The sequence below is a fragment of the Methylobacterium aquaticum genome (assembly GCF_001043915.1).
Classification (GTDB): Bacteria; Pseudomonadota; Alphaproteobacteria; order Rhizobiales; family Beijerinckiaceae; genus Methylobacterium; species Methylobacterium aquaticum.
Map to the genome: position 1 here is coordinate 1 of NZ_LABX01000121.1, position 16,683 is coordinate 16,683.

Consider the following 16,683-nt stretch of genomic DNA (forward strand, 5'->3'; position numbering starts at 1 on the left):
GCCAGGGTCGAGAGCGCGAAGCAAGACGTGCCAGGTGTGCGAGATCTGGCCGGAAGAGCTGATCGCCCGGGTTCCGCCTCTGCCGCCGAGACGATCGAGGACCAGCGGGAGCGCGCCCAGCAGGAATTCAAGCGGATCTGGATCCTCAGCACATGGGCGCATTAGAGCATGTTTCGACGATGTGGGCACCGGTTCATCGCAGAGATTGCGGCACACCAGAGATCGAGAGCCGCACCCTGATCGCGACGTGATCGGGGGCTGCTCCAACGCCCTGTCCTCCCGGGAGGCAGGGCCTCGTCGGGTCGGGATCCGCGGATCGGCTCAGCGCGGTCGTCCCGGTCGCGCCCTGAGGGCCGGCAGCGCGTCGTGGTGCAGCAGCAGCACGTCGGTCGCCGCCGCCAGCTTGCGGGCCGCCGGCGTGAACCCGGCATTCGAGACCACGGCGGCGCAATCGGCGCTCCAGTAGCTGCGGGCCGCCACCACCTCCTGCACCGCGCCGTTGCCGACCGGCTTCGCATAGCGCTTGCACTGGACCACCAGCCGCACCCCGTCCCGCTCCGCCACCACGTCGGCGCCCTGGTCCCCCGCCGCCTTCGTGGTGCGCGCGTCCCAGCCGGCCCGTTCGAGCAGGGCGGCACAGTAGCGCTCATAGGCCAGCCCGTCCTCCGGCAAGTCCTCGGCCTCGTCCGGAGATGCGGCGCTCAAGGATGCGGCCTCGACGATGGCCAGGATCTCCTCCCAGCGCGCCTCGATCAGGTCGCCATAGCCCTCGGCCTCCAGCCGCGGCAGCACCGTGCGCTCGGCGAAGTAGCTGCGCTCGCGCAGCCAGCCATCGAGGATCTCGTTGCCGTAGGGGTCGATGTAGCTCTCCTGCCGGCGGCGCAGGGCCAGGGTCTCGCGGTGCCGGCGGGCGATCGCCCGCACCCGCCGGCGGAACCGGCCGCCGCGCCCGAGCCGGTGCACGACCAGAGCCAGCGCCACCACGCCCGCGACGGCGAGAGCCCGGGGTCCGAGCCACAGGCTCGCCACACCCCCGGCCACGATCGGCCAGAACAGGCGGTCGGCGAGGCTGGGGGAGCGGCGCATCGGCAGGACACTCTGGCGAGACATCGGGCACGATGTCGGGCAGGACGATCGCACCGTGCCGCGCGGCGCGGCCGGAGCGGTCCCGACTCTCAGCAGGCGCGGGTTGTCCCCAGCCTAAGACACAGGCTGTCCCGGACTTCATCCACAGCAGAACGCATCGTGTTCCGCGGCGCCGGAATGCGCCCCGACGGGTGCGGCCTCACGCGAGCGTGTCGCGGCAAGGTCTTCGTGGCGCTTGCCTTCGGGGGGGCGGGCAGCCGATCCTGGCATTTCCGCCGGAGCCTCGCACAGGCCGGTGCAGCGGAGATCCCGGATGAGATCACGCATCGTCGCGCTTTTCGCCTGCCTGCTGGTCGCTGGCGCGGCCGGTCCCCCCGTCCGGGCGGGCGGTGACCCCGTCGAGGTCGACGTCGCCCTGGTGCTCGCCGTGGACGTCTCCCTGTCGATGACTGGCGATGAGCAGGCGGTACAGCGGGAGGGCTATGTCGAGGCGTTCCGCAATCCGGCCGTCCACCACGCGATCCGCCAGGGCATGGTCGGGCGCATCGCCGTCACCTATGTCGAGTGGGCGGGCGTCGGCAACCAGCGGGTCGTGGTGCCCTGGACGCTGATCGCCGGGCCCGAGGAGGCGACCGGCTTCGCCGACCGGCTCGGCCAGAGCCCACCCCGGCGCTCGACCTGGACCTCGATCGCCAGTGCCATCGACTTCTCGGCCGGCCTTCTCGCCGGGAGCGGCTTCGAGGCGACGCGGCGGGTGATCGACGTCTCGGGTGACGGCCCGAACAACCAGGGCCGCTCCGTCACCAAGGCGCGGGACGATGCCGTTCGCCAGGGGATCGTCATCAACGGCCTGCCCCTGATGATCCGCGAGCCGAGCGGGCCCTGGGACATCAAGGACCTCGATCTCTATTATCGCGACTGCGTCATCGGTGGCAGCGGCAGCTTCATGGTGCCGGTCCGCGAGCGCGACCAGTTCGCTGCCGCGATCCGCACCAAGATCATCCGCGAGGTGGCGGCCCAAGACGGGAGCCCACCAGAGGGGACTCACCACGAAAGCGGCCCCGGTGAGACGGGTCCGCTCGTGCTGAAGGCCCAGGGCGAGCCGCGGGCCAACTGTCTCGTCGGCGAGCGCCCCAATCTCGACTGGGATTAGCAGGTCTGGCCGATACAACCATGACCTGTCGCGACGGGCGCCGTTCCGTCCGGGGCCGGTCAGTCCTCGGCCTCGCCACCGCGCCGGGACCGGCGCCGCTGCTGCCCCAGACCCATCGTCTTCGCCAGTTCCGACCGCGCCGCCGCATAGTTCGGCGCCACCATCGGATAATCGGGCGACAGGTTCCAACGGGCCCGATACTCCTCGGGGGACAGGCCGTAGCGGGTGCGCAGGTGGCGCTTCAGCGACTTGAACTTCTTGCCGTCCTCGAGGCACACCAGATAGTCCGGCATGATCGACTTCCTGATCGGAACTGCCGGGGTGAGGGGCTCGGCCTGCACGGTCGCCGCATGGCGGCCAAGGCCGCCCAGAGCGGTATGGACCGAAGCAATCAGGCTCGGCAGATCGGCGACCGGGACCGAATTGTTGCTCACGAAAGCCGCCACGATATCCGCGGCGAGCCCGATATGGTTCGTCGACGCCTCACTCTCACTCATCATGTTGGCCCTCTGCTCAAGGTAGATCCAAAAGACACTGAGACATGCCCGCCATAGCACCCGGATGCCGCAGGGCAGGTCTGTCTTTGCATATAGGTGCAACTATGATGGCACCGGCGCAATCGCAAGAGGAAAAAGAAGCGCCGATCGCTTTCGGTCAAGCCTCCGGAGAAATTCTTGTTGAGGCCGGTTGCAGGGTAGAGTTGTGCTGAGTTCACCGTATGCGCCGGACGCTCCAACTCGACGGAGGGCGGAGCGGCTGAGCCGTCCTCTTTGACTCATGTCTCACACGACAGCTCAGATTCTTTCGAGCGAAAGAAAGAACACATGTCGATCATGGATGCTGCTCGGCAGCACGAGGCGCTGCGGCCGCAGCAACCGTGAGATGCTGGACGCTCCCATGATGGTGATCGAAGCGTCAACTCCATCGCAATTCCATCACGCGCGAACCGATCGACCATGAAACGCCAATTCCGACCCGATCGGACCGCGTTCACCTGCCCGCAGCCCAGGTTCGGATCAACAAATGTTAGTTTTGGCGGTGCCGGAACCATCGGGCGCGGGCGCGTGACATGCCGAACCGCGCCGACGGTTGCGTCAGGATCGGGGATGATATGCGCCGGGAGGGTATGCGGAACAGAAGAGGCCGCCGTTCTGCCCGTCGCCGAGACCGGTTGCGTCGCTCGCCGCCTCGCCGTCCGCGTGCTCAGGCGGCCGTGCGGACCGTTCGCGGGATCTGCTCCAGGGCGGCGACGGCCAGGACCTGGTCGCGCCCGCGCACGGCGTGCTCCCCCAGGGGGCGGGCCCGGACGCCGGCGGGCAGGCGCGGCAGCTTGGCGAGAAGGTCGTCGGAGATCAGCACCGGCGCGTCCAGGGTCCGGCACAGGGCTTCGAGCCGGGCGGTGACGTTCACCGCATCGCCGAAATACGCGATCTTGTGCCGGTCCACCCCGACCTCGGCGGTGACCACCGGTCCGCCATGCAGGGCGGCGCGGATGCGCGGCACGGCCCCGAAGCGCTCCTGCCAGGCCGCCGCATCCCGCGTCAGGGTTTCCTGGATCGCCAGCACGCAGGCGACGCAGCGCGCGTCCTGAAGTCCGCGGGCCATCGGCCAGGTGATCATCGCCATGTCGCCGATGAAGTCGTCGGTCGAGCCCTGGCAGCGGCGGACCGGCTCGGCGAGCGTCGCGAAGACCGCGCCGAGGAACGCCTGGGTCTTCAGGGCGCCGTGCATCTCCGCATAGGCGGTGGAGCCGACGACGTCGACGAACAGGAAGATGCGCTCCTCCTCCACCGGCCGGTGGTAGCGCCCGACCAGCAGGTTGACGAAAACCTCGGCACCGATCAGGTCGCGCATCCGCACCACGAAGACGAGGAGCGCCGAGACCGCGAGGGCGTAGACCAGCACCCGCAGCGACGGGATCACCGCCTCGGCGAACGGCTCCGTGGTCAGCCCCGTGCTCCAGACGACCACGCCGCCGGTGGCGTGGCCGAGCGTGATCATGCCCACATAGGCGAGTTCGGCGATCGGCACGTAGAGGAAGGTCGGCAGGCGGCGCAGGCGCGCCTGGAGCTGAGGCAGCACGGTGCCGCGCTCCATCAGCAGCGCACAGGCGCCGATGAAGACGCCGTGGATCGCCGCGACCAGCGGGATGCCGTTCTGGAACAGGGCGTCGTAGAGCAGGCCCGCCCCGGCGCTGAGCAGCAGGATGCCGATCCAGAACCAGGCGTGCTGCGGGATCGGCAGCCCGGCCGTCCGCCAGGCTTGCGCCAGGCGTGCCGGAAGGCCGGCTTGCGCCGCCTCTCCCGATGAGCTGCGGTCGACGGGGCCGGCTGCGGGCACGGTGTGGGTCTCCTGGCGCGGCCCGGAGGTCCGGCCCGCGGCGCTGCGGCAATTCACCCGCGATTCACGCCGTTTTGAGGGCATCGGCAAGGCCGAAACGCCCAAGGTTAGTCCCATCGCCCGGCTCGCCGCCCGGCCTGCCATGAGGCGTGAGGGAAACGCAGTACAGGCGGCTTGACTATGGCGCTTGCATCACGATTCGACCCTCAAGCGTGAAGGCCGGCCTATCCGTTCGCCGCGTCACCCTCGCGGCCCATGGTGCCTCGCCACGGTTCCGGCCCTGGCCGAGGACGTGACGGTGATCCGCTCTGACTCCGCCCCGGTGGAGCGCAGCACAGTGATCGAGAAGCGCTCGGCCGGGTCGACCGGCGCCTGCGAGACCAAGACCGTCAAGAACACCAACGAGGTCGGCGACAGCAAGACCGTGCGCAGCGAGCGCTGCGACTGATCCGGCGAGGCGGGGCGGCCTGCGACGGGCTGAGCGCATCGCGTCGATCTCCGGCAGGACCGAGATCGATGAGGCCGTCGCCCCATCGCCAGGTCCGTCTCCACGTCTCGACGCCAAGCCCGGACCTATGGGACCTTGGGCCGGACTCTGCACCTTGGCGACAATTCGAGACCGGATCCAACGCCCGTTGTCGACGACCGAAGGCCGATGCCGGCGGGGGAGATCCTCCCCGCCGGATGTCCTGCCCCTCAGAGCGGCAGGGTCGTCGCGCCCATCAGCGCCTCGTCGATGGCGCGGGCCGCCTGACGGCCCTCGCGGATCGCCCAGACCACCAGGGACTGGCCGCGGCGCATGTCGCCCGCCACCCAGACCTTGTCGGTCGAGGTGCGGTACTGGCTGTCGTCGGCCAGCACGTTGCCGCGCTTGTCGCGGGCGACGCCGGACTCGTCCAGCAGACCTTTGGCCACCGGGCCGGCGAAGCCGATCGCCATGAACACGAGATCGGCCGGCAGCAGGAACTCCGAGCCGGGGATGGGCTTTCTCGCCGCGTCGACCCGGGCGCAGACCACGCCCTTCACCTTGCCCTTCTTGCCCTCGATGCGCAGGGTCGCGGCCTGGAACTCGCGCTCGGCGCCCTCCGCCTGGCTCGACGAGGTCCGCATCTTGGTCGCCCAGTAGGGCCACACGGTCAGCTTGTCCTCGCGCTCTGGCGGGCGCGGGCGGATGTCGAGCTGGGTGACCGAAAGGGCGCCCTGGCGGAAGGCGGTGCCGACGCAGTCCGACGCCGTGTCGCCGCCGCCGATCACCACCACGTTCTTGCCGGCGGCGAGGATCGGGGCCTCGCCGGTCTCGGCCTCCTGGCCGACGCGGCGGTTCGACTGCACCAGGTAGGGCATGGCGAAGTGGACGCCGTCGAGCTCTTGGCCCGGCAGGCCGGGATCGCGCGGGGCCTCGGCGCCCCCGGCGAACAGCACGGCGTCGAACTCGTTGTGCAGGCTGGCGAAGGAGCGGGTGACGCCGACATTGACGCCGTAATGGAACTGCACGCCCTCGGCCTCCATCTGCCGCACCCGGCGGTCGATATGGCGCTTCTCCATCTTGAAGTCGGGGATGCCGTAGCGGAGGAGGCCGCCGGCCTTCGGCTCGCGCTCGAAGACGTGGACGTCATGGCCGACCCGGGCGAGCTGCTGGGCCGCCGCGAGACCCGCGGGGCCCGAGCCGATGACCGCGACCGTCTTGCCGGTCTTCGTCTCGGCCGGCTCGGGCACCACCCAGCCCATGCTCCATGCCTTGTCGGCGATCGCCTGCTCGATGGTCTTGATCGCCACCGGCTGGTTCTCGAGGTTGAGGGTGCACGCCTCCTCGCACGGCGCCGGGCAGATGCGGCCGGTGAATTCAGGGAAATTGTTGGTGGAGTGCAGGTTGCGTGCCGCCTCCTCCCAGTCCGCGTTGTAGACGAGGTCGTTCCAGTCCGGGATCTGGTTGTGGACCGGGCAGCCGGTCGGGCCGTGGCAGAACGGGATGCCGCAATCCATGCAGCGCGCTGCCTGCTTCTTCAGGTCGTGCTCGTCGAGCGGCAGGGTGAATTCGAGGAAGTGGCGCACGCGGTCGGCCGCGAGCTGATACTTCTGCTCCTGCCGGTCGAATTCGAGGAAGCCTGTGACCTTGCCCATCGGTGAAGTGCTCAGTTCGTGAAGTGATCGGGCCGGCGGCGGGTCTTAAGCGACCCCGGCGACGGTGGCGGATGTGGGGAGCGCCTCCCCGCAACGGGTGAGCCAGGCCCGGATGGCGGGCCGGGCCGCGAGATCGAATCCGCCCTCGTCGGCGAATTGCGTATAGGCGAACAAGGTGACATCCGCGATGCTGACCGCCTCGCCGACGAACCAGTCGGCGGTGGTCAAGTGTCGCTCCATGAGGTCGAGGGCGGCCTCGCCCCCCGCCACCTTCTTCGGGTCGCGAGTCTCGGCCGGCTCGCCCTTGTAGCGCATGTGGAAGCGGCAGACCGCGATGGTCGGCTCGTGGCTGTACTGCTCCCAGAACAGCCACTCGTCGATCTTGGCCTGCGCCCAGGGGTCGTCCGGCAGCAGGGCGGAGCCGCGGGCGAGGTACCGGATGATCGCGTTCGACTGGGCGAGGCAGCGCCCGTCCGGGAACGCGACCCCCGGCACCTGGCCGGCGGGGAAGCGGGCGAGGTAGTCGGCGGTGCGTGTCTCGCCCCGCATAATGTCGATCGGAATCCACTCATAGGCGAGCCCGAGGTGATCGGCGACGTACCGCACCTTCAGGCAGTTGCCCGACATCAGGTCGCCGTAGATCTTCACCGCGATCTCTCCTTGTATCCCCGATCGTGTCCCGAGGCTCTCCCCCATCCTCCCCCCTCTGCGGGGGAAGGCGGACCCTGCGTCGGCAGGGGCCGGGAGAGGGGACCGCGACGCCGATCCAGCTTGCGCCCGTCAAAACGGTCCAGTCTTACCCAGAAGCGTCGCCCTCTCCCGCCCCCGTCGTGGGGCACCCTCCCCCGCAAGGGGGGAGGGTTCAGCCGCGCGGACTTCCGAACCGACGGATTACTCCGCCGCCACCGGCATCCGGGCCCGCTCCATCTCGCGCAGGGCCCGCCGGTACTCGACCGGCATCACCTTCACGAACTTGGTGCGGTAGGTCTGCCAGTTGTCGATGATCGCCTTGGCGCGCACCGAGCCGGTATACTTCAGGTGGTTGTTGATGAGCCCGACCAGGCGCTCCTCGTCGTGGCCGGACATGTTGGCCATGATGTCGATGCGCCCCTTGGTCTCCAGATCGCCGTCCTGGTGGAAGCGACGCATGAACTCGTCCTCTTCCTCGACCGGTTCCAGATCGACCATCGACAGGTTGCAGCGCTTGGCGAACGACCCGTCCTCGTCGAGCACGTAGGCGATGCCGCCCGACATGCCGGCCGCGAAGTTGCGCCCGGTCTCGCCGATCGACACGACGACGCCGCCGGTCATGTACTCGCAGCCATGGTCGCCCATGCCCTCGACCACCGCGATGGCGCCCGAGTTGCGGACCGCGAAGCGCTCGCCGGCCGCACCCCGGATATAGGCTTCGCCCGCGATGGCGCCGTACAGCACCGTGTTGCCGACCATGATGGTGCGGTCCGACGGCGAGCCCAGCGCATCCGAGGGCCGGATGATCAGCTTGCCGCCCGACAGGCCCTTGCCGACATAGTCGTTGGCGTGGCCGGTGAGGCTGAGCGTCACGCCGGCGGCGAGCCAGGCGCCGAAGCTCTGGCCGGCGGTGCCGGTGAGCTTCACCGTGATGGTGTCGTCCGGCAACCCCTCATGGCCGTGCGCCTTGGCGACCATGCCCGACAGCATCGCCCCCGCGGCCCGGTCGGAGTTGCGGATCACGTCCTCGACGGTCACCGCGACGCCGGTCTCGATCGCGTCGCCGATCGCGGCGATGAGCCGGCGGTCGAGGACCTGGTCGATCGGGTGCTTCTGGCTCTCGACGTGGCGGAGCGCCACCGTCTCCGGCACGTCCGGCTTGTGGAACAGCCGGGTGAAGTCGAGGCCCTTGGCCTTCCAGTGCGAGATCGCCGCCAGCTTATCGAGATATTCCGAGCGGCCGATCAGCTCGTCGAGCTTGGTGACGCCGAGAGACGCCATCAGCTCGCGGACCTCTTCGGCCACGAAGAAGAAGTAGTTGATGACGTGCTCGGGCGTGCCCTTGAAGCGCTTGCGCAGCACCGGATCCTGCGTCGCGACGCCGACCGGGCAGGTGTTGAGGTGGCACTTGCGCATCATGATGCAGCCGGCCGCGATGAGCGGCGCGGTCGAGAACCCGAACTGGTCGGCGCCGAGCAACGCCGCGATCAGCACGTCCCGGCCGGTGCGGATGCCGCCATCGGCCTGGAGCGCCACCCGCCCGCGCAGGTGGTTGAGCACCAGGGTCTGCTGGGTCTCGGCGAGGCCAATCTCCCAGGGGCCGCCGGCATGCTTGATCGAGGTGAGCGGCGCCGCACCGGTGCCGCCGTCGAAGCCCGAGATGGTGATGTGGTCGGCGCGTGCCTTGGCGACGCCGGCCGCCACCGTGCCGACGCCGACCTCCGCCACCAGCTTGACCGAGACCTCGGCCGCCGGGTTGACGTTCTTGAGGTCGAAGATCAGCTGGGCCAGATCCTCGATCGAGTAGATGTCGTGGTGCGGCGGCGGCGAGATCAGGCCGACGCCCGGGGTCGAGTGGCGGACCTTGGCGATCTTGGCGTCGACCTTGTGGCCGGGCAGCTGGCCGCCCTCGCCGGGCTTGGCACCCTGCGCCACCTTGATCTGCATCATGTCGGAATTGACGAGATATTCCGTCGTGACGCCGAACCGGCCCGATGCCACCTGCTTGATCGCCGAGCGGCGCGACCGGCCGTCCGGCAGCGGCCGGAAGCGCTCGCGCTCCTCGCCGCCCTCGCCCGAGTTCGAGCGGCCGCCAAAGGAGTTGACGGCGATCGCCAGGGTCTCGTGCGCCTCCTTGGAGATCGAGCCGTAGGACATCGCACCAGTGGCGAAGCGCTTGACGATCTCGGCCGCGGGCTCGACCGCGTCGATCTCGACCGGCGCCCGGCCGAGTTCCGCCGCGCTCTTGATCCGGAACAGGCCGCGGATCGTCTTGAGGTGGTTCTCCTGCTCGTTCACCATCTTGGCGAACGCCCGGTAGCGGTCGGGCAGGTTGAGCCGGACCGCGTGCTGGAGCGTGGCCACCGTGTCGGGCGTCCAGGTATGCGCCTCGCCGCGCAGGCGGTAGGCGTATTCGCCGCCGACATCGAGGGCGTTGCGGTAGACCGGCGCGTCGCCGAAGGCGTCGCGGTGGCGGCGCACCGTCTCCTCGGCGATCTCGGCCATGCCGACGCCTTCGATGGTCGTCGCCGTGCCGAAAAAGTCGCGCTCGACGAAGGCCGAGTTCAACCCGATGGCGTCGAAGATCTGCGCGCCGCAATAGGATTGATAGGTGGAGATGCCCATCTTGGACATCACCTTGAGCAGGCCCTTGTCGATCGACTTGATGTAGCGATAGACGATCTCGTCGTCAGAGAGTTCGGGCGGCAGCTCGTCCTTCATCGCCAGCAGAGTCTCGAAGGCGAGATAGGGGTTGATCGCCTCGGCGCCGTAGCCGGCCAGGCACGCGAAGTGGTGCACCTCGCGCGGCTCACCGGATTCGATCACGAGGCCGACCGAGGTGCGAAGCCCCTTGCGGATCAGGTAGTTGTGCACCGATGCGGTGGCCAGCAAGGCCGGGATCGGGATCCGGTCCGGGCCGACGGCGCGGTCGGAGAGCACGATGATGTTGTAGCCGCCGCGCACCGCCGCCTCGGCCCGGTCGCAGAGGCGGTCCAGCGCCCCCTCCATCGCCTGCGCGCCGGTCTCGGCCGGGTAGGTGATGTCGAGGGTCTTGGTGTCGAAGCGGTCCTCGAAATGGCCGATGCAGCGGATCTTCTCCAGATCCGCGTTGGTCAGGATCGGCTGGCGCACCTCGAGGCGCTTCTTGCGCGAGGTGCCCTCGAGGTCGAGGATGTTCGGCCGCGGCCCGATGAACGAGACGAGGCTCATCACGGCCTCCTCGCGGATCGGGTCGATCGGCGGGTTCGTCACCTGGGCGAAGTTCTGCTTGAAATAGGTGTAGAGCAGCTTGGGCTTGTCGGACAGCGCCGAGAGCGGCGTGTCCGTGCCCATCGAGCCGACCGCCTCCTGGCCGGTCACGGCCATCGGCTGCATCAGGAGCTTCAGGTCTTCCTGGGTGTAGCCGAAAGCCTGCTGGCGATCGAGCAGCGAGACGTCGGTGCGCGACTCGCGCGGCTGCACCGGGCGCAGGTCCTCGAGCACGATCTGGGTGCGCTTCAGCCACTCCTTGTACGGGTGGGCGGCGGACAGCTCGTTCTTGATCTCCTCGTTGGAGACGATGCGGCCCTTCTCCAGGTCGATCAGGAGCATGCGGCCCGGCTGGAGGCGCCAGGACGAGACGATCTTGTCGTCCGGGATCGGCAGCACGCCCATCTCCGAGGCGAGGACGACGAGGCCATCCTCCGTCACGAGGTAGCGCGCGGGGCGCAGGCCGTTGCGGTCGAGGGTGGCACCGATCTGGCGGCCATCGGTGAAGCAGAGCGCGGCCGGGCCGTCCCACGGCTCCATCAGGGCGGCGTGGTATTCGTAGAAGGCGCGCTGCTCCTCGCTCATCAGCGGGTTGCCGGCCCAGGCTTCGGGCACCAGCATCATCATCGCGTGGGCGAGGGGGTAGCCACCCTGGACGAGGAATTCCAGCGCGTTGTCGAAGCAGGCGGTGTCGGACTGGCCCTCGTAGGAGATCGGCCAGAGCTTCGAGATGTCGTTGCCGAACAGCTCCGAATCGACGCTGGCCTGGCGCGCCGCCATCCAGTTCACGTTGCCGCGCAGCGTGTTGATCTCGCCGTTATGGGCCACCATCCGGTAGGGGTGCGACAGGCGCCAGGTCGGGAAGGTGTTGGTGGCGAAGCGCTGGTGCACCAGCGCCAGGGCCGAGACGAAGCGCTCGTCCTTCAGGTCGAGATAGTAGTGGCCGAGCTGGTTCACCAGCACCATGCCCTTGTAGACGATGGTGCGCGAGGACAGGGAGACGGGGTAGAATTCCTTCAGCCGCGCGTCCTTAAGGGTATAGACGGCGTTCGAGATCACCTTGCGGACGAGGAACAGCCGGCGCTCGAAGGCGTCCTGGTCGGCGCTGGAGGCCGGGCGGCCGATGAACACCTGGCGGTGGCGCGGCTCGCTCAGCCGCACGCTCTCGCCGAGGTCGCTCGAATCGACCGGCACGTCGCGCCAGCCGAGCAGGCTCAGGCCCTCGTCGGCGATCGCCTTCTCGACGATCTTCTCGACGAGCCGGAAGCCCTCCTCGTCCCGCGGCATGTAGATCTGGCCGACGCCGTAATGGCCCGCCTCCGGCAGCTTGATGCCGAGGCGCTCGGCCTCCGCCGCGAAAAAGCCGTGCGGGACCTGCACCAGGATGCCGCAGCCGTCGCCCATCTTCGGGTCGGCGCCGACGGCGCCGCGATGGTCGAGGTTCTCCAGGATCTGGAGGCCCTGCTGGACGATGGCGTGGCTCTGGCGGTTGTGCATGTCGGCGATGAAGCCGACGCCGCAGGCATCCTTCTCGTTGCCCGGGTTGTAGAGGCCTTGGCGCGCCGGCAGGGCCGGATCGCGCACGACGAGGGCGGGGACCGCCTGCCCGCGGGTGGGGTGCTGGGACTGGTCCGTGCCGCTCATGGTCTGGTCTCCCAAGGTCCGGTCATCGTGGCGAGGCGCGCAGAGGCGTGCACTCGGTAGAGGGCAGAAGGGCCGGGCGTGCCGGCCGGGCAGAAGGGCCGGGCGTGCCGGCCGGGAAACGGCGGCCTGCCACCCGGACAGGCGAACCTGCCATCAGCGGCGGGCTATCCCGCCGTCACGGGCGGGCGAAGTGGTGCGGACAACCCGAGGGGCGCCGCGGGCCTGCGGGCCGAGGGCACGGCCGCCGCCTGTCGTTCTTCTGGTCCGCGGGAGGTTCGGTCGCGTCTCGCGAAGGGAGCGCCCGCACCTCGCGAGCGCCCGGCAGGCTGGTGTCAGCCGGCGTGCGCCCGCACCGCCCGAATGGCGGCGCGTTTGGTATCTCGTTTGGCTGTCGTGCAAGCCACAAGCCAGCGCCCTTGCGACCCGGGGGCACGGGGCCCGGCCGGGAAAATGGGACAGCGGTACTGTCCTAACTTGCGGAACCTGCCAGATTTCAATCGGTCCAGCAAGAGGCCATTCGGTCCGGGCTTGTGCTTTTCTTGCGTTCCGCATCGGCCCGCCGCAACGAAATGCCGAAAATCGCGAGAGGCGCGCATCTTTCCCCCGCGCAGCAGGGCCGTTCGATACCGGCAGGCACGACCGAGAAGACATGACGGGCATGAGCCGCAGCGCCTCGTCCCATCGCGCATCGCCCGGCATGATGGCCGTCCGATCGAGGGAGCCTTCCAGCCGATGAACTTCGCGAGCGACAACGTGGTGGGCGCCAGCGCTCCGGTGCTGGAGGCGATCCTGCGCCACAATGGCGGGGCGATGCCCGCTTACGGCGCCGATCCGCTCACGCTCGGGCTCACCCCCCGTTTCCGGGCCCTGTTCGAGCACGCCGACCTCTCGGTCTTCCCGGTGACCACCGGCACCGCCGCCAATGCGCTCGCGCTCTCGGTGATGGTGCCGCCCTTCGGCCTGTGCCTCTGCCACGAGGAGGCGCACGTGATGGAGGACGAGTGCGGCGCGCCGGAATTCTACACCCACGGCGCCAAGCTGCACGGCCTGTCCGGCCCCGGCGGCAAGATCGCGCCCGACACCCTCGACCGGTTCCTGAGCGGCCTGCCCCGGCACGTGAAGCAGATGCCGGCCCGCGCGCTGACCCTGTCGCAACTCACCGAGAGCGGGCAGGTCTATGCCGTCGAGGAGATCGCGGCGCTCGCCCGCATCGCCCATGCCCATGGCCTCACGGTCCATATGGATGGGGCGCGCTTCGCCAACGCGCTCGTGGCCCTGGGCTGCCCGCCGGCCGAGATGACCTGGCGGGCGGGCATCGACATCCTGTCCTTCGGGGCGAGCAAGAACGGGGCGCTGGCCGCCGAGGCGATCGTGGTCTTCCGCCCGGATCTCGCCGAGACCCTGGAGTTCCGCCGCAAGCGCGCCGGCCACATCCTGTCGAAGGGCCGCTTCCTCGCCGCCCAGCTCGATGCCTATCTCGACGGCGACCACTGGCGCGCGAATGCGGCCCACGCCAACCGGATGGCGGCGCGCCTCGCCGCGGGCCTCGCCGAGATTCCCGGGGTGCGCCTGGCCTGGCCGGTCCAGGGCAACGAGGTCTTCCCGATCCTGCCGGCCGGGCTCGATGCGGCCCTGCGCCGGGCCGGCGTGGTCTATCACGCCTGGACGAGCCGCAGCCTCGCCGAAGGGGACAGGGTGGGGGAGGGTGAGCGGATGATCCGCCTGATCGCCGCCTTCTCGACAACCGAGGCAGAGGTGGAGGACTTTCTGGTCCTCGCCCGCCGGGCCGCCTGACGCCCCGGCGCGGCGCTCATCCCCGCGGCCAGCGGAAATCGTCCGCCCGGCCGGGCTGGAGCGTCGGCGCCGCGCCGCGGATCAGGCTGCGCTCCAGGGTATAGCCGGTGTCACGGTCGATCCGCGGCCGGCCAGTGACGAGCTGGCCGCCCGGAGAGACGTCGTTGCGGGTGAGCGGCAGCACCGGGCCGGCGGCGGGCTTGACCGGCAGGGCCGGGATGCCCGGCGGCTCCGGCAGGCTCGGCAGCATCGTGGTGATGAGCCGGTCGATCGCCGCGTCGTCGTCGAGCTTGGCCTCGCCGGCAGCGGCCGGCGCCGCCTCGGGGGCGAGGGGCGTGACGGCGTCCGGCAAAGCCGGCGTGCCGGTCGTCGCCTCGATCAGCCGCTTGATCTCGACATCGGCGAAATGCGCCGCCTTGCGGGCGCCGGCCTGGGTGAAGTGCACGCCGTCCGAGGTGCGCAGGCGCGCCTGCTGCCCTTCGAGGTCGGGCCCGGTCGCGGCGTAGCGGTTGTCCTCGCCGACGAAGGCCGGCCAGATGTCGACATAGACGCCACCCGCCCGCTGGACCCGATCGCGAAAGATCTCGTTGAGCGAGGTGATGTCGGCCGACAGCGTCTCGCTCTTCATCGGCGGCTCGCCGACCCAGACCACCGGCACCTTGCGATCGGTGAAGACCTTCAGGAGCGCATCGACCCGGTCGCGGTAGAGGGCGCGCCAGCGCTCACTCAGGGGCTCGACCGTCTGGTCGCCGTCGCGCAGGGGCTGGCGGTCATTGGCGCCGACCATCACGACGGCATAGGTGACCTTGGGGTTGGACTTGAGGTAGTCCTCCGCTGCCTTCGGCCAGTCGACCACGTCCTTGCGCACGAGGCCGCTGTCGCCCTTGGCACGGCGGATGACCGTCACGTCCGGGTTCGACTCGTAGACGGTGTCGAGGCCCCGGCCCAGAAGCTCGGCGAGGGAATCGCCGAAGACCGCGATCTGCGTGCGCGGGTCGGTCTTCGGTTTCGGGGCGGCGGGACGTGCGACGACCGGGGCCGGGCGGGGCTTGGGCCGCTGCACCGAGCGCCCCTCGTGACTCGGCACCACCTCCCGCTCCCGCCGCGGGCGGGGCGTGCGATAGGCGCCGCGCGCCGCAGGCCGGCCGCCATCCTGGATGTAGGGCTGTGCGGGGGAGCGGTTCTCCCAAGGCCAGTAGAAGGGACGCTGCGGCTCGGGCGCCGGCCGGTAGGCGGGGGCGCGGCGGTAGCCGTAGCCATAGCCGTCGTCGTAATATTGCGCCCGGGCCGCCTCCGGCACGCCCAAGCCCGCGAGCAGGCTCCAGAGGACGAGGTGCGGCAGCGCCCGGCCCGTCGGCCATCCCATCGACATCGTTCCCGGCTTCGCCCGCATCCTCATGCCACCGAGTATAGCGCGGCGATCGAGCCCAGCCCACCCCGTGGCCGCGGCCTTCGTCCCTCGTCAAGGTTAGGGGATGATGAAGGTCAGTGTAAACCTCCATTCAGCATCCCCGAACATCGCCCGTGCGCGACGAGACGCCGGTCGGATGTGACGACCGGTCGTTAAGCGGCGGCGGCCAATGATCTGTCTCAAGCGAGCGACGGATCGACAACAACGTTGCCGCAAGACAGGCGAGTGCGTCACATGGTTCGGACTGTATGGCGGCTGGGTCTCCAGGCCGCGCTCATCATCGGGATCGGATCTGCCTTGCTGCTGAGCAGGGGCGGACGGGAGGCCGTGGCCGTCCCGTTGCGCCCGGCGCTCGATCCGATGCCGATCACCGCGCCGATGGCGCGGCCCGTCGTCCCCGCGCCGGCGCCCGGCGTGCGGGTGGTTCTGGGCCTGCCCTGGACCAATGCCAGCGCCGAACTGGCGAGCGAGGTGCTGGCCGCCCAGTACGGCACCGGCCTCAGCGGTTCGCGGTGACGACCGGCGATACCGCCCGGCCGAGGGAGACCCAGCGCGCGCCCTCGTCGCCCTCACGCTTGATGTAGGTGTAGCCGGTCTTGTGCCAGGGCAGCACGGCGCTGATCTTGTTGTCGAGGATGAGGTCGCCACGGTCGGTGCGCAGCATCAGCACGGCGTGGCCCTCGCCCTTCTCATCGATCACCACCGTCATCCGCATCGCGCGGTGTGGCAGGCCGGCCTGGGCGAGCAGCTTGCGCTTGAGCAGCTGGAAATCCTCGCAATCGCCCGAGCCGTCCTCGGCGAGGTCCCAGCGGTCCGGCACCCTCCAATGCTCCTGGTCGGTGATCGCGCGCAGGCTGGTGTTCACCTGCCGGTTGATGCCAGTGACCGTCTGCCACAGACGCGGGGTCAGCGTGACCTGCGCCGGCTCGCCGACATCCACGGCGCATTCCGCGGTGTAGCGGGCGCAGAACTCGGTCCAGCCCGGGACCGGCCGGGCCTCGCCGACCGTCGCGGCCGGCACGGTGACGGGCGGGAGGGCCGCCAGGGTCTGGCTGCCCGCCCCGTTCACCGAACCCGGCAGCCCGCCGACGAGACCGGCGGCCACCGCCGCAGCCCGCGCGATTCCGATTCCGCCCATGCGACCCGCGATACGCATCCGACCGGTACCCGCAACCGTTAAGCTCTTGTTAACGAG

12 protein-coding genes are annotated in these 16,683 nt (G+C 69.7%); 4 read left to right on the forward strand and 8 right to left on the reverse strand.

Annotated elements, in window-relative coordinates:
• Nucleotides 1–321: 321 nt before the first annotated feature.
• Complete coding sequence (locus VP06_RS16060) at nt 322–1,086, reverse strand: restriction endonuclease (RefSeq protein ID WP_048464791.1); 765 nt, start codon at nt 1,084–1,086, stop codon at nt 322–324.
• A 313-nt stretch (nt 1,087–1,399) separates the two neighbouring features.
• On the opposite strand from VP06_RS16060, the gene VP06_RS16065 reads away from it, so the two are divergent.
• The gene (locus VP06_RS16065) at nt 1,400–2,239 is read left to right on the forward strand and encodes a DUF1194 domain-containing protein (protein ID WP_048464792.1); all 840 of its coding nucleotides are present in this window, start codon (nt 1,400–1,402) and stop codon (nt 2,237–2,239) included.
• A gap of 59 nt (nt 2,240–2,298) precedes the next feature.
• On the opposite strand, the gene VP06_RS16070 is transcribed toward VP06_RS16065, so the two are convergent.
• A complete protein-coding gene (locus tag VP06_RS16070) occupies nt 2,299–2,736 on the reverse strand; it encodes a Ros/MucR family transcriptional regulator (RefSeq protein WP_082167433.1) in 438 nt (145 codons plus the stop codon).
• 706 nt (nt 2,737–3,442) lie between these two features.
• Nucleotides 3,443–4,510, reverse strand: a complete 1,068-nt coding sequence (locus VP06_RS16075) for an adenylate/guanylate cyclase domain-containing protein (RefSeq protein WP_048464823.1) — start codon at nt 4,508–4,510, stop codon at nt 3,443–3,445.
• Between the two features lie 367 nt (nt 4,511–4,877).
• Here VP06_RS16075 and VP06_RS16080 point away from each other — a divergent pair, with 367 nt between their 5' ends.
• Nucleotides 4,878–5,027 (forward strand): hypothetical protein, encoded by a 150-nt coding sequence (locus VP06_RS16080; RefSeq protein ID WP_245291197.1) that lies wholly within the window; start codon nt 4,878–4,880, stop codon nt 5,025–5,027.
• Between the two features lie 248 nt (nt 5,028–5,275).
• Here the strand turns inward: VP06_RS16080 and VP06_RS16085 are convergent, their stop codons facing one another.
• The 3 genes from VP06_RS16085 to gltB all read right to left on the reverse strand — a co-directional run bounded on the left by VP06_RS16085 (nt 5,276) and on the right by gltB (nt 12,283).
• Nucleotides 5,276–6,700, reverse strand: coding sequence for a glutamate synthase subunit beta (locus tag VP06_RS16085; RefSeq protein ID WP_048464794.1), 1,425 nt, complete (start codon nt 6,698–6,700; stop codon nt 5,276–5,278).
• A gap of 45 nt (nt 6,701–6,745) precedes the next feature.
• Nucleotides 6,746–7,348 carry a glutathione S-transferase family protein gene (locus tag VP06_RS16090; protein WP_048464795.1) on the reverse strand — a complete coding sequence of 201 codons (603 nt, stop codon included), beginning with the start codon at nt 7,346–7,348 and terminating at the stop codon, nt 6,746–6,748.
• A 243-nt stretch (nt 7,349–7,591) separates the two neighbouring features.
• Complete coding sequence (gene gltB, locus VP06_RS16095) at nt 7,592–12,283, reverse strand: glutamate synthase large subunit (RefSeq protein ID WP_048464796.1); 4,692 nt, start codon at nt 12,281–12,283, stop codon at nt 7,592–7,594.
• Between the two features lie 732 nt (nt 12,284–13,015).
• Here gltB and VP06_RS16100 point away from each other — a divergent pair.
• Complete coding sequence (locus tag VP06_RS16100) at nt 13,016–14,077, forward strand: threonine aldolase family protein (protein WP_048464797.1); 1,062 nt, start codon at nt 13,016–13,018, stop codon at nt 14,075–14,077.
• A 16-nt stretch (nt 14,078–14,093) separates the two neighbouring features.
• Here VP06_RS16100 and VP06_RS16105 read toward each other — a convergent pair whose 3' ends face one another.
• A complete protein-coding gene (locus VP06_RS16105; RefSeq protein WP_156295636.1) occupies nt 14,094–15,443 on the reverse strand; it encodes an SGNH/GDSL hydrolase family protein in 1,350 nt (449 codons plus the stop codon).
• 342 nt (nt 15,444–15,785) lie between these two features.
• Between VP06_RS16105 and VP06_RS16110 the strand changes: the two genes are divergently transcribed.
• Nucleotides 15,786–16,004, forward strand: a complete 219-nt coding sequence (locus VP06_RS16110; RefSeq protein ID WP_156295637.1) for a hypothetical protein — start codon at nt 15,786–15,788, stop codon at nt 16,002–16,004.
• Here the strand turns inward: VP06_RS16110 and VP06_RS16115 are convergent.
• A complete protein-coding gene (locus VP06_RS16115) occupies nt 15,988–16,644 on the reverse strand; it encodes a transglutaminase-like cysteine peptidase (RefSeq protein ID WP_048464798.1) in 657 nt (218 codons plus the stop codon). The genes VP06_RS16110 and VP06_RS16115 overlap by 17 nt on opposite strands.
• Between the last annotated feature and the right edge of the window lie 39 nt (nt 16,645–16,683).